The organism is Curtobacterium sp. Curtsp57 (assembly GCF_047324335.1).
GTDB lineage: Bacteria > Actinomycetota > Actinomycetes > Actinomycetales > Microbacteriaceae > Curtobacterium.
Genome location: NZ_CP168511.1, coordinates 1,700,593 through 1,713,311, shown reverse-complemented (window position 1 = coordinate 1,713,311; position 12,719 = coordinate 1,700,593). Strand labels below are relative to the sequence as shown.

15 protein-coding genes are annotated in these 12,719 nt (G+C 71.8%); 8 read left to right on the top strand and 7 right to left on the bottom strand.

Going from position 1 to position 12,719, the window contains the following annotated elements; genetic code table 11:
* Positions 1 to 9: 9 nt before the first annotated feature.
* Positions 10 to 192, bottom strand: coding sequence for a hypothetical protein (locus ACEN9V_RS08115; RefSeq protein ID WP_281266940.1), 183 nt, complete (start codon positions 190 to 192; stop codon positions 10 to 12).
* Entirely contained in the window at positions 189 to 992 is an 804-nt protein-coding gene (locus tag ACEN9V_RS08110; protein ID WP_413602814.1) for a class E sortase, read from the bottom strand. The genes ACEN9V_RS08115 and ACEN9V_RS08110 overlap by 4 nt, the downstream gene beginning before the upstream one ends.
* A 111-nt stretch (positions 993 to 1,103) precedes the next feature.
* Between ACEN9V_RS08110 and ACEN9V_RS08105 the strand changes: the two genes are divergently transcribed.
* A complete protein-coding gene (locus ACEN9V_RS08105; protein ID WP_413602813.1) occupies positions 1,104 to 1,538 on the top strand; it encodes a GNAT family acetyltransferase in 435 nt (144 codons plus the stop codon).
* A gap of 188 nt (positions 1,539 to 1,726) precedes the next feature.
* On the opposite strand, the gene ACEN9V_RS08100 is transcribed toward ACEN9V_RS08105, so the two are convergent.
* A complete protein-coding gene (locus ACEN9V_RS08100; RefSeq protein WP_413602812.1) occupies positions 1,727 to 2,710 on the bottom strand; it encodes an EamA family transporter in 984 nt (327 codons plus the stop codon).
* Between the two features lie 36 nt (positions 2,711 to 2,746).
* Here ACEN9V_RS08100 and ACEN9V_RS08095 point away from each other — a divergent pair, with 36 nt between their 5' ends.
* From ACEN9V_RS08095 to ACEN9V_RS08070, 6 genes are all read left to right on the top strand, one after another.
* Positions 2,747 to 3,865: a CPBP family intramembrane glutamic endopeptidase gene (locus ACEN9V_RS08095; protein ID WP_413602811.1), complete on the top strand. Its 1,119-nt coding sequence runs from the start codon at positions 2,747 to 2,749 to the stop codon at positions 3,863 to 3,865.
* Positions 3,866 to 3,875: 10 nt separating this feature from the next.
* Positions 3,876 to 5,732 carry a DNA helicase RecQ gene (gene recQ / locus ACEN9V_RS08090; RefSeq protein WP_413602810.1) on the top strand — a complete coding sequence of 619 codons (1,857 nt, stop codon included), beginning with the start codon at positions 3,876 to 3,878 and terminating at the stop codon, positions 5,730 to 5,732.
* 82 nt (positions 5,733 to 5,814) lie between these two features.
* A complete protein-coding gene (locus ACEN9V_RS08085) occupies positions 5,815 to 6,558 on the top strand; it encodes a lysophospholipid acyltransferase family protein (protein ID WP_413602809.1) in 744 nt (247 codons plus the stop codon).
* Positions 6,559 to 6,690: 132 nt separating this feature from the next.
* On the top strand, positions 6,691 to 7,011 hold the full coding sequence (locus ACEN9V_RS08080; RefSeq protein ID WP_402728162.1) for a hypothetical protein: 321 nt from the start codon (positions 6,691 to 6,693) through the stop codon (positions 7,009 to 7,011).
* 20 nt (positions 7,012 to 7,031) lie between these two features.
* Positions 7,032 to 8,153 carry a peptidoglycan DD-metalloendopeptidase family protein gene (locus ACEN9V_RS08075; RefSeq protein WP_413602808.1) on the top strand — a complete coding sequence of 374 codons (1,122 nt, stop codon included), beginning with the start codon at positions 7,032 to 7,034 and terminating at the stop codon, positions 8,151 to 8,153.
* Positions 8,154 to 8,237: 84 nt separating this feature from the next.
* A complete protein-coding gene (locus ACEN9V_RS08070) occupies positions 8,238 to 9,080 on the top strand; it encodes an NAD(P)-dependent oxidoreductase (RefSeq protein ID WP_413602807.1) in 843 nt (280 codons plus the stop codon).
* Here the strand turns inward: ACEN9V_RS08070 and ACEN9V_RS08065 are convergent.
* Together ACEN9V_RS08065 and ACEN9V_RS08060 are read right to left on the bottom strand one after the other, a co-directional pair.
* On the bottom strand, positions 9,077 to 9,301 hold the full coding sequence (locus tag ACEN9V_RS08065) for a hypothetical protein (RefSeq protein WP_413602806.1): 225 nt from the start codon (positions 9,299 to 9,301) through the stop codon (positions 9,077 to 9,079). The two genes, ACEN9V_RS08070 and ACEN9V_RS08065, sit on opposite strands and share 4 nt — an antisense overlap.
* Before the next feature lie 9 nt (positions 9,302 to 9,310).
* Complete coding sequence (locus tag ACEN9V_RS08060) at positions 9,311 to 9,820, bottom strand: MarR family winged helix-turn-helix transcriptional regulator (protein ID WP_413602805.1); 510 nt, start codon at positions 9,818 to 9,820, stop codon at positions 9,311 to 9,313.
* A 134-nt stretch (positions 9,821 to 9,954) separates the two neighbouring features.
* On the opposite strand from ACEN9V_RS08060, the gene ACEN9V_RS08055 reads away from it, so the two are divergent.
* Complete coding sequence (locus ACEN9V_RS08055) at positions 9,955 to 10,851, top strand: alpha-E domain-containing protein (RefSeq protein WP_413602804.1); 897 nt, start codon at positions 9,955 to 9,957, stop codon at positions 10,849 to 10,851.
* Between the two features lie 70 nt (positions 10,852 to 10,921).
* Here ACEN9V_RS08055 and ACEN9V_RS08050 read toward each other — a convergent pair whose 3' ends face one another.
* Together ACEN9V_RS08050 and ACEN9V_RS08045 are read right to left on the bottom strand one after the other, a co-directional pair.
* Positions 10,922 to 12,259: an MFS transporter gene (locus ACEN9V_RS08050; RefSeq protein ID WP_413602803.1), complete on the bottom strand. Its 1,338-nt coding sequence runs from the start codon at positions 12,257 to 12,259 to the stop codon at positions 10,922 to 10,924.
* 5 nt (positions 12,260 to 12,264) lie between these two features.
* Positions 12,265 to 12,708 carry a MarR family winged helix-turn-helix transcriptional regulator gene (locus ACEN9V_RS08045; RefSeq protein ID WP_281266953.1) on the bottom strand — a complete coding sequence of 148 codons (444 nt, stop codon included), beginning with the start codon at positions 12,706 to 12,708 and terminating at the stop codon, positions 12,265 to 12,267.
* Between the last annotated feature and the right edge of the window lie 11 nt (positions 12,709 to 12,719).

Genomic DNA, 12,719 nt, shown 5'->3' with positions numbered 1-12,719 from the left:
GGTCCGGACTCAGGGCGTCGGCGTCGCCGAGGTGTCGACGGTGCCGTCGGGTGGGGGCAGGATGTCCGCTGCGACCCAGGGGAACACCCAGGTGAACAGGACGAACACGAGTGCGGTGAGCAGGACGATCAGTTCGAGGACCTTGAGGGCGGTCGGGCCGGGCAGGAGTCGCCACACGAGCGGGAAGATCACTTGGGGGTCTCCGAGAGTTCCTTCGGCGTCCCCTCGGACGCGGGCATCCAATAGTCGAGCTTCGCGTGGGTGATGTAGCGCTCCTTGGCGGACCACATCGGGTGGCAGGCGGTGAGTGTCAGCCAGCGGTCGTCGGCGGTGGGTTCGACGCCGGGCTTGTTCGGGACGGGGGCGATCGTCTCGATGTGGTCGGGTGTGACGATCTGGCTGTCGGTGACCTTGTAGACGTACCAGACGTCGAAGTTCGTGGCCTTGTCGGTGACGCGGACGACGATCGCGTCGTCCGTCTTGAGTTCGGCGATCTGGTTGAGCGGCTTGCCGTAGGTCACGCGGTGGCCGGCGACGGCGAAGTTGCCCTCGGCGCCGGGCATCGCGGTGTCCTGGTAGTGGCCGAGTCCGATGGTGTTGAGGACCTTCTCGCGGTCGGTCCCTTCACCGATCGGCTGGTCGTACCCGGCTCCGAAGCGCGGGATCTGCATGGTGCCGAAGACGTCCGTGACGTTCGGCGGCTCCGCCAACACCGGTGCGGTACCTCGGTGCTCGGTCCCGACGGTCGGCTTCGCCTTGGTCTGCCCGAGGTCCTTCACCAGGGAGGTCTGGTGCTGGTTCGCCACGACGTCGGTCCACCATGCGGTCCACACCACGTACAACCCGGTGACGGCGCCCGCGATGATGAGCAACTCCGCGATGAGCGACACGATCGCGCCGCCGACGGTCTGCCGAGGACGAGGTCCCCGCTTCGTCCGGGCACGCTCGTCCCGCGCGCTGCGGCGCGAGGGAAGGGTCTCGTGTGCGGTCACGTGGCTCCCGATCCGGAGGGGACAGTCGTCGCGGTCGACGACGCTCAGGTCTATCAGACCACGAGGACGCCGCGCTGACGGAGTTCTGCACACCCCAGTTAGCGTGGTGTCGTGCAGTACGTCATCCGGCAGTTCACCCCTGACGACACCGAGGCCGTGGTCGCCCTCTGGGAGGCCTGCGGCCTGGTCCGACCCTGGAACGACCCGCGGAAGGACATCGCGCGCAAGCTCTCGGTGCAGCCGGAGCTCTTCCTCGTCGCGACCGACCCGGAGGGCGCCGACCGGCTCGTCGCCGCCGGCATGGCCGGGTTCGACGGGCACCGCGGCTGGGTCAACTACCTCGCCGTGCAGCCCGACCTGCAGGGATCGGGGCTCGGGCGGACGTTCATGGCCGAGTTCGAGCGGTTGCTCGCCGACATGGGCTGCCCGAAGCTGAACCTGCAGGTGCGCGCCGGCAACGAGCAGGTCATCGGGTTCTACGAGGCCCTCGGCTACGCGGACGACCACACGGTGTCGATGGGCAAGCGCCTCATCCCCGACGCCTGACGAACCCCGCCCGCCGCCCGCCCGCCCGCCGCCCGCCCCGCCCCGTGCCCCCGCCCCGTTCTCCGCGAAAGCGACAGATCCCGGCCGAAGTCCGGCGGCAGGCAGTCGCTTTCGCGGGGTGCACGGGAGCGTGTGGGCGGAGACCGTCGCTTCGGCGGGGACGAGACCCCCGCCAGGGACGAAGCCGGTCAGGACAGGGCGAGCGCGACCGACGCCGTCAGCGCCAACCCGATGCCGACCCCCTGCAGCACGGTGAGCCGCTCCCGGAGCACCAGGCCCGCGAGTACCACCGTGCCGATCGGGTAGAGCGCGTTGAGGACGCTGATCACCGGCAGCGTCGCCGGGTCCGTGCTCGAGTGCAGTCCGGTCTGGATGAACACGTTCGCCATCGCGTCGAACACCCCGCACGCCACGATCACCAGCGCGAGCCTGCGGACCGAGCCGCCGCGGGCCGTGGACCCGGCCACCCCGTCGGCCGCGGCCGACGACGCGACGACCACCGAGCCTCCAGACCGAGCCGACCGAGCCGACCGAGCGGTTCGAGCCGCCCCCGCCGACCGAGCGGGCCGCGCCGACCGAGCCGCCCCCGCCGACAGCACCGCCGCCGCACCCAGCAGGAGCGCCTGCAGCACCCGCGCGACCAGCAGCGGCGCGACCCCGGAGTCTCCAGGGGTCTCGTTGAACGCGAGCACGATCCCGCCGAACCCGCACCCCGCGACCGCCGCCGCGAGCACGCCGCGCGCGGTGAGCCGCGCGCCCTCGGTGTCCCGCACCGACGCGACGAGCACGACCGCGACCACCGCGACCACCAGCGCGCCGATCGCCACCGGCGACAGCACCGTTCCCCTGATCAGTGCGACCACCACGGGGACGACGGCGGAGAACACGGCGGTCAGCGGTGAGAGCACGCTCATCGGCCCGATCGCGAGGGCGGCGTACAGCAGCAGCACCCCGACGCCGCCGGACACCCCGCCGACCGCTCCCCACAGCGTCGCCTGCCACGAGAACCGTGCCCCGACGACGACCAGCCCGACCAGGAGCGGCGCCATGCCCACGGCAGCGGCGATCGCGGCGACCGTCACGGGTCGGACGCGCCGCGACGCGAGCCCACCCAGGAAGTCCGCGAACCCGTACACGAGCGCGCCGCTGAGGCCGAGCATCACGGTGAGCACGGGTCCCATCCTGCCCCGCCCGGTAGCCTGCCCAGCGTGAGTGTTCCCTACCAGCGCATGTTCCGGGTCGACGGCCGTTGGCGCTGGTGGCGGCCGCTCGTGGCGTTGGCCGTCTTCCTCGGGTTCTACCTGGCGACGCAGGTCCTCATCGCGGTCGCGTACCTCGTGCCGATCGGCGTGCAGCGCGGCCCGGACGGGCTCATGGCGTTCCAGGACCAGCTGTCGTCCGGGGCGCTCGACCCGACCGACCCGGTCGTGCTCTCGATGACGATCGTGTCCCTGGTGGTGCTGCTGCCGTCGATCATGATCGCGGTGCGGATCGCCCGACTCGGACCGATCGGACAGCTGTCGAGCGTGCGGATGCGGGTCCGTTGGGGGTGGATGGCACGCTGCCTGCTGCCGCTCCTCGTCCTGGCGCTCATCATGGTCGGCATCCAGACCGCCGGCACGTACACGATCGACGGATCCGGGGTGCACTGGAACACCGACGCGATCGGCCAGTCCACCGTGACGCTCGGGACCCTGACGCTCACGATCGTCCTCGTGGTGCTGCTCGTGCCGTTCCAGGCCGCAGCAGAGGAGTACGTCTTCCGCGGCTTCCTCATGCAGACGATCGGCGCGTGGATCCCGCTGCGGAAGGCCGGCGCCGTCATCGCCGTGCTGGTCTCGACGGTGGTGTTCGCGATCCTGCACGTCCCGAACGGCTACAACATCTGGGGCATCCTCGACGTCGGGTCGTTCGGGCTCATCGCGGCGATCATCGTGCTCCGCACCGGAGGCCTCGAAGCCACGATCCTGCAGCACGCGCTCAACAACGTCACGATCTTCGTGCTGCAGGCGCCCGGGTGGTCGAAGATCGACCTCGACTCGTCGAACGGTTCCGCCGTCGGTTGGCTCATCACGCTCGGCACCTCGCTCCTCTACTGGGGGATGATCGAGTTCATGGCCTGGCGTTCCGGCCTCGACCGCCGGTTCCCGGGGTCCGAGGCGCCGCGGTTCCGCGGCCCGGTGCCTGCCTGGGCAGGCGGGTCGCGCTGGGTCCGGCCGGGAGGCACGGGTTGGTCGGGCGCGCCCGCTCGCTCCGGGGGCGTGGCCGGCTCCACCGCCGTGGCCGACCCTGTGGACAACGCACTGGGTGTCGCCGGTCGCCCGTAGGCTCGTGGGCATGAGCACCACCTCGGCCGCTGCAGCGCCCCCCGCGGTGTCGCCGTCGCGCGCCGCCGCACTCGACGTCCTGCACCGGGTGTGGGGCTACGACGACTTCCGCGGCGAACAGGCGGCGATCATCGACCGCGTCGTCACCGGTGGGGACGCCCTCGTCCTGATGCCGACCGGTGGCGGCAAGTCGCTCTGCTACCAGGTGCCTGCGCTCGTCCGCGACGGCGTGGGGGTCGTCGTGTCGCCGCTCATCGCGCTCATGCAGGACCAGGTCGACGCCCTCGCGGCGAACGGCGTCAAGGCCGCGTTCCTCAACTCCACGCAGGGCCCGGACGAGCGCGCCAGGGTCGAGCGCGCCGTCGTCCAGGGCGAGGTGGACATGCTCTACCTCGCGCCGGAACGGCTGCGGCTCGAGTCCACCCGTGCGCTGCTCGACCGTGCGCAGATCGCGCTCTTCGCCATCGACGAAGCGCACTGCGTCGCGCAGTGGGGCCACGACTTCCGTCCGGACTACCTCGAACTGAGCGTCCTGCACGAGCGCTGGCCGACCGTGCCGCGCGTCGCCCTGACCGCCACCGCCACGCCGCAGACCCACCGCGAGATCTCCGCCCGCCTCGGGTTGGACGACGCGGCGCACTTCGTCGCGGACTTCGACCGGCCGAACATCCAGTACCGCATCGAGCCGAAGACCGGGGCGCTGCAGCAGCTCCTCACGTTCATCCGGACGGAGCACAAGGGTGACGCCGGCATCGTCTACTGCCTGTCGCGCAACTCCGTCGAGCGCACGGCCGCGGCGCTCGTCGACCAGGGCATCCCGGCGCTGCCGTACCACGCGGGCCTCGACGTGCGGGTGCGCGAGCGCAACCAGTCGCAGTTCCTCCGCGAAGAGGGCATCGTGATGGTCGCCACGATCGCGTTCGGGATGGGCATCGACAAGCCCGACGTCCGGTTCGTGGCGCACCTCGACCTGCCGAAGTCGGTGGAGGGCTACTACCAGGAGACCGGTCGTGCCGGTCGTGACGGGCAGCCGTCGACGGCGTGGCTCGCCTACGGGCTGAACGACGTCGTGCAGCAGCGCCGGATGATCGACCAGTCCGAGGGGGACGCGGCGCACCGTCGGCAGCTCAGTGCGCACCTCGACGCCATGCTCGCGCTGTGCGAGACGATCGAGTGCCGACGGGTCCGGTTGCTCGCGTACTTCGGGCAGGAATCCACCGCGTGCGGCAACTGCGACACGTGCATCGCCCCGCCGGAGTCCTGGGACGGCACGGTCCCCGCGCAGAAGCTCCTGTCGACGATCGTCCGCCTCGATCGAGAGCGCGGGCAGCGGTACGGCGTCGCGCACCTGGTGGACATCCTCGTCGGCAAGCACTCGCCCCGCGTGCAGGAGCTCCAGCACGAGTCCCTGGCGACCTTCGGCATCGGGTCGGACCTGTCGGAGGGCGAATGGCGCACGGTGGCGCGGCAGGTCCTCGCGCAGGGGTACGCCGCGGTGTCCGGCGACGGCTACGGCACGCTCGTGCTCAGCCAGAGCAGCGCCGAGGTGCTCGGTGGACGCGTGCAGGTGCTCATGCGTCGTGACCCGGTCAAGGCGCCCCGCGCCAGCCGATCGCGCCGCCAGGTGGTCTCCGACATGCCGCAGGAAGCGCTCGGCCTGTTCGAGGCACTCCGGTCCTGGCGTGCGGCACAGGCACGCGAGCAGGGCGTCCCGGCGTACGTGGTCTTCAACGACGCGACCCTCAGGGGCATCGCGGCCGTTCGACCGTCCGACGTCGACCAGCTCGCCGAGATCTCCGGTGTCGGTGCCGCGAAGCTCGAGTCCTACGGACGTGCCGTGCTCGACGTGGTGGCCGCCGCCGAGTGACCGGCCGTTCCATGCCCCGCGCGGCATGGAACCCGTTGGCGCCTGACTACACTCGGAACCTCCCGCCACGAGGAGGCAGCAGGTGCCCGGTTCGACGATGTTCACCACCGTGCTCGCACGTGCCGTGGTGGCGCCGCTCGCCCGCGCGGTCTGGCGCCCGAAGATCATCGGCCGCAAGAACGTCCCGAAGCGCGGCGCGGTGATCCTCGCGAGCAACCACCGGTCGTTCATCGACTCCCCGGCGATCACGATCATGGCGCCGCGCAAGGTCTCCTTCCTCGCGAAGCAGGAGTACTTCACGGGCAAGGGGCTCCGAGGTGCGCTGTCCCGCGCGTTCTTCGGCGGCATCGGCGCCATCGGGGTCGAGCGGGGAGCAGGAGCCGCGGCGCAGCACGCCCTCGACCTCGGCCTCGCACGGTTGCACGAGGGAGAGGCCTTCGCGATCTACCCCGAGGGCACACGCTCCCTGGACGGCCGGATCTACCGCGGTCGGACCGGCGTGGCATGGCTGGCGCTGACGAGTGGTGCGCCCGTCGTGCCCGTCGCGCTCACCGGCACCGAGGACGTCCAGCCCGTCGGCTCCCGGATCCCGAAGCTCGCCCGCGTGACGATCGAGTTCGGCAAGCCGATCGACCTGTCCACCTTCGGCGAGGCGTCGTCCGGTCGGGCGAGGCGTCACGCCACCGACGCGGTGATGGCGGCCATCCAGGAGATGAGCGGGCAAGAGCCGGCGAACGCGTACAACAACCCGCCGGCGACGATCGTCGAGCGGGTGCGCCGCGTGTTGCACCGCGACGACCCGAGTGAGGCCGTCGAACCAGACTGATCGATGTGTACTGGAAGACTCCTATTGCACATACGAAATATCAGTGATTGAATAGGGCTGTGCCGATCGGCACCGCCTGACCGCCCGAACCGGACCAGGCGCACCGCAGACCTGACCCGGAAGGCACGCAGCATGTCGACCACGCCCCTCTTCGACTCGATCGCCCGCCACCGCGAGCGCCCCGTCGCCGTCCGCGCCACGGTCACCCCGGCGCCGACCTCGCCGACGACGGCCCCGGTCGACGCGCCGTCTGCGCTCGTCCCGGCAGCCCTCGTCGCCGCCATCGACGACATCCCCGCCCGCATCGGTGCCGCGCTCCCGAAGGGGCACGCCGTCGGCACCGACCAGCTCGCCCTCGTCGAAGCCGTCGCCGACGCCATCACCCGCGCCGTCGTCGACGCCGTCGTGACCGAGCTCGACCGGATCGTCGCCGACGGCGTCGTCCGTTCCTGAGATCCGCCACGGCACCCGACATGACGATCGACGGCCTCCCGATGCGCCCGCGCGGCCCAGCTCGCGACGCGGTGAACGCAGCCGTCGCGTCCTCGATGTCCGGAGCGGCGGTGCCGACTCCCGCCGTTCCGGAACCCACGCCCGCAGCACGCCCCCGCGGGCGCGACACCGCGCGTGCCGCTGCACCGACCATGCGGGTGACGCACGGATCCGGGGCGGAGTGGATCCGAGCCTCCCGTCCGGCCACCGTCGCGACGCCGCTCGCCCGTCCCGACACCGTGCTGCCGAGCCGTCGCGACCTGCGCCCGGCGGGTCCCGCCCCCACCGTCCTGCCGAGCCGTCGTGACCTGCGTCCCGCGGGTCCCGCCCCCACCGTCCTGCCGAGCCGTCGTGACCTGCGTCCGGTCAGGCCCGCACCTGCCGCCCTCGCGCTGCGGACGGCCACACAGGCGCTCACGATCCCGCTGCGTAGCATCAGCAGCGCCATCGGCACCCCCAGGACCGTTCCGATCACCGCGACCGCGGTCGCTGCGTGCCTGTTCGTGACGGTCGCCTCACCGCAGTCCGCGATGGCGGCGCCGCCCGAGGACCGGGCGATGGCGGTGATGGACACGCAGGAGTACGTCGCCCCTGACGGTGTCGCCCTGTCCGTCGACCGCGACGGCTTCTCGATCGCTCGTGCCCCGCAGGCCGCCCGGGGTCTGGTCGGGGCTGCCGGCGTGCCTGCCCCGGGCGTCTCGGTGGTGCGACCGGTCGCCGGGACGATCCCGGCGGCCGGTGGCTTCGGCGGGCGCTGGGTGCATGGCTGTGCCGCGTGCTCGACCAACCACCAGGGTCTCGACTTCGCAGCACCGACCGGGACCACCGTCGTCGCGGCGATGCCCGGCACGGTCGTCTCGGCCGGGGTGTTCGGCGGGTACGGCAACCAGATCCTCCTGCAGCACGCCGACGGCACCCAGACGCGCTACGGGCACCTGTCGCAGATCGGCGTCCGCGTCGGCCAGGTGGTCGCTGCCGGCGAGCGCATCGGCGCCGTCGGCAGCACCGGGGTGTCGACCGGGTCGCACCTGCACTTCGAGGTCATCATCGGAGGCGTCCCGCGCGACCCCGCCGCCTGGCTCGCAGCCCGCGGCTTGCTCTGACCCGCGGCTTGCTCTGACCCGCGGCGCGTAGCGTGCGATGCGTCGACGACAGGGTGTCGCGACGGAACGGAGACGCACGTGCGCGTGACGGTACTGGGAACCGGGGCCATGGGAGCCGGCGTGGCGGGGTCGCTGCTCCGCGAAGGACACGAGGTCACCGTCTGGAACCGCAGCCGCGAACGTGCGCTGCCGCTCGGCGACCAGGGAGCGACGGTCGCCGACGACCCGGGCACTGCCGTCGCGGACGCCGAGGTCGTCCTGCTGACCCTCTTCGACACCGACGCGGTGGTCGACGTCCTCGAGCAGTCCGCCGGCGAGGCACCGGCGACCGCGGTCTGGGTGCAGTGCTCGACCGTCGGAGTGGACGGCACCGAGACCATCGTGCAGATCGCCGCGAAGTACGGCATCACGCTCGTCGAGGCGATGATGCTCGGCACGAAGGCACCTGCGGAACAGGGCAAGCTCACGATGCTCGCGGCCGGTCCCGCCGAGGTGCTCGACCGCGTCGACCCCGTGCTCGACGCGATCGGCGCGAAGACCGTCCGCGCCGGCGACCGTGTCGGCGAAGGGACCGCGCTGAAGCTCGCCGCCAACGCGTGGATCGCCTCGATCACGGCCGCGACCGGGCAGTCCCTGGCGATCGCGAAGGGGCTCGGGATCGACCCGGAGCTCTTCCTCCAGGCGATCGAGGGATCGGCGAGCGACTCCGCCTACGCCCACACCAAGGGGAAGTCGATGCTGTCGGGGGAGTACCCGGCGCAGTTCGCGCTGGACGGCCTCCGGAAGGACATCGGCCTCATCACAGAAGCGGCACGGTCTGCCGGCGTGTCCACGACGCTCCTCGACGCACTCGGCCGGGTCTACGCGGACGCGAGTACCGCCGGGCACGGGGACGACGACATCGCGGCGGTCGGGACGGCCTTCTAGCGGGAGCGGCGGAGCCAGCCCCTGACGCGGGCCCCGAGTCGCCCGACGGCCTCGTCGTTCATGGTGTTCGCGAGGTCGAACGCCTCTCGGGTCGGGTCGCTGCCGTCCCGGATGCGACGGAGTGCGGCTTCGGCCCGCGCCCGGTTGTCGAGTTCGGCGAAGGGCATGTCGTCCTCGGGCTCGTGCGTCCGGGGGTGATCGGTGTCCCGCGCCTCGCTCATGCGATCAGGCTACGCGCGGGATCCGGAGTCGACAGCGTCGACCATCGCGGTCATCTCGTCGAGGAACCCGACGATCACAGCGGCATCCTCCGCGGAGAGCCGATCAGCCACCCTGAGGGGCCCGGACTCGAGGTCGTCGATGACGAGCAGTGCGCGGCGCATCGCGGGTCCGGACGCGCTGAGGATGACACCGCGTCGGTCCGTCGGGTCCGGGTGGCGTTCGACGTGACCGGTGCGGACGAGTCGGTCGACGAGCGCTGAGGTCGACGCGGCGGTGATCCCGAGCCGCTCCGCGAGTTGCTTGGCGTTCACCGTCCGGCCGGCGGCGTCGGCGTCGACGAGGACCCGCAGCGCGGCCATCGCGTTCTCGCCGATGCCGAGGGACTCGCGCGCCCGGCGCTGGGACGCGCTCTCGGCGGTGCGGTACCGCCGAAGGGCGTTCAGCACGTCGACCGCGTCGATCCGGGATCCGTCGTCGTACCAGAATCCGGTGGCGCGTGTCGTCACCTCCGTCGTCATGCCGACAATGCTAGACGATCTAGTTAGAGCGTCTAGTGATGACGGGCACGGGTTTCGGGCGCAACACCCGTGACGCGGCCCGGAAACACCGTTGCAACGAGCGGTCAGTAGGTTCGCGACATGCAGGAGCCGCGGTGCTGAGCCGACTCGCCGGGAGTGTGTTCCGCGTCGGTGCCGCGATCGAACGAGCCGATGTGCTCGCACGGCTGCTCGACGTGTACCTGGCGCGGTCCGACGCGGCCTCCGGTTCGGGGGAGCGGATCGTCAGCCGTGAGCTCCGCGTGGTCGCCGGTGCCACCGTCCGTCCTGCCACGGCCCTCGATCGGCACGCGACCCTCGAGTCCCTGGCCCTCGACCGGCACCAGCCCGCCTCGATCGCGGCAGCGGTGGCCGTGGCACGGGACGACGCTCGACGGGCCCGTGACGTCGTCTCCACCGAGCTGTGGGACTGCCTCAACGTCACGAGGTCCCGGATGCCGCGCAAGATCGCCGCAGGCCGGGAGCACGAGTTCCTGGGGTGGGTCCGCGAGCGCAGTGCGCTGGCGATCGGTGTCGTCGAGGGCGACGCCAGCCGTGACGAGGTGTGGGAGTTCTTCACGCTCGGCCGGTCCCTCGCACGGTGCGCCGCGACCGCGAGGCTCCTGGCCTCCGACCTGCTCGACCCCGAGTCCGCGGCGTCATGGGGGACCGCGCTCCGGGCATGCGGGGCGGGCGAGGCGTTCCAGCGGGCGACCGGGTCGGGTGCCCCCGCGTCCGAGGCGGCCGCGTTCCTGCTGCTCGACGACCGCAGTCCCCGCTCGATGCTCTTCCTCGCGCTCCGCGCCGAGGAATGCCTTGCCGACGTCGCGCCCGCTGCCGTCACCGAGGAGCTCGACGACCTCCGCGGTGCCCGCCGCGCGCTCCAGGCGCTGGCCCCGGCCGAGGCGATCGACGCGGCCCGCGCAGCGGGACAGCGGCTCGCGGCGGTCGCCGACCGCGTCTCCGGAGCGCTCGACGCACGCGTCTTCGCGGCGGCGGAACCGACGCACTGAGCGCAGGTCGCGCCGGACGGGAGGCTCGTGGCGGCCCCGCGCAGGGCCTCCCGTTCGGTTCCTGGCCGGGTCAGACGGCGCTGGAGCGGTCGGCGACCGCCTCGTCGCGCTCGAGGTCCTGCCGGATCTCCGCGCGCGACGCGCGCGTCCCGACCACGGGGATCGAGTGGGTGACGGCCATGTGCAGGCGGTTGTCGGCGTCGTAGCGCACGCGGTAGTGCTGGAACCGGACGAGCCAGACCAGGGCGATGGTGAGGGCGACGAACCCGGACGCGGCGCCCACGCCGATCGCCCACCTGGGGCCCCACGCGTCCGCGACCGCGCCGACGATCGGGGCGCCGATGGGGGTGCCGCCCGCGAAGATCGCCATGTACAGCGCCATCACCCGGCCTCGCATCGCGGGCGCCGTGGTGGTCTGGACGAGGGCGTTGGCGGTCGTCATGAAGGTCAGTGACGCGAGCCCGACGAACACCAGCACGATCGCGAACGTCCAGTACGTCGGGGCGAAGGCAGCGGCCGTGCACGCCAGGCCGAACCCGGCGCTGGCGAAGACGAGCAGCCGCATCCGTGGACGGTCCCGTCGTGCCGACAGCAGTGCGCCGAGCACCGAACCGATCGCCATCACGGAGTTGAGCAGGCCGAACTCGCCTGCACCCTTGTGGAACTCCACCCGCGCCATCGTCGAGGTGAAGATCGGGAAGTTCACGCCGAAGGTGCCGACGACGAAGATCATGCAGAGCACCACGATGATGTCGGGGCGCGTGCGGACGTACCTGAAGCCGGCGGTGATCTGCCCCTTGCCGCGCTTCGCACGGACCCGGTCCGCGAGCTGTTCGGGGTCGACGAACCGCAGGGCGCCGAGGACCGCGGCGAACGAGGCCGCGTTGATGATGAACACCCAGCCGGAGCCGATCGCGGCGATGAGGACGCCGGCGACCGCCGGTCCGATGAGCCGGGCGGCGTTGAAGGACGCGGAGTTCAGCGCGACGGCGTTCGCGACGTGCTCGCCGGTGACGACGTCGGAGACGAAGGCCTGGCGCACCGGGGTGTCGAACGCGGCCACGATGCCGAGTGCCAGGGCGAAGGCGTAGAGCCACAGCAGCGTGGCGGTGTTCGTCACGACCATGATGCCGAGCCCGAGGCCGAGCATCCCCATCAGGGCCTGGGTCACCATGAGCGTGCGGCGGCGGTCGAAGCGGTCGGCGACGAGTCCGGTCCAGGGCAGCAGGAGGAGTTGCGGTCCGAACTGCAGCGCCATCGTGATGCCGACCGCGATGGCGTTGTCGTGCGTGAGCTGCGTCAGGACGATCCAGTCCTGCGCGGTCCGCTGCATCCAGGTGCCGACGTTCGACACCAGGGCACCTGCGAACCAGATGCGGTAGTTGCGTCCCGAGAGGGACCGGAACATGGCCGTCACTGGTGGGCCAGCCTCCTCATGATCTCGGTGGCCTCGGCGAGGACGCGCCGTTCGGCCGGGGTGAGTGCGGCGATGCGCGGCGAGAGCCAGCCGTCGCGGCGGCGGCGGGTCTCGACGACGAAGTCGGCACCGGCCGGGGTGGCGCCGATGAGGACCTTGCGGCGGTCGTCGCCGTGCCCGCCCTTGGACAGCAGCCCGCGGTCGACGAGCGCGGCGACGGTCTTCGTCATCGACGGGGGTGTGACGCCCTCGTTCCGGCTGAGTTCCGCGAGGGTCATCGGGCCGTCGCGGTGCAGCCGGGCGAGTGCCGAGAACATCGCGTCGCTGACCGTCGTGTCGGCCTTCTGCGCGCGGAGGGTCCGCGACAGCCGGTTCACCGCGATGCGGAAGTCCGTGCTCAGCGACGCGTGCGGCGCGGAGCGCTTTGTGGTCTCGGGCATGGTCACGATCG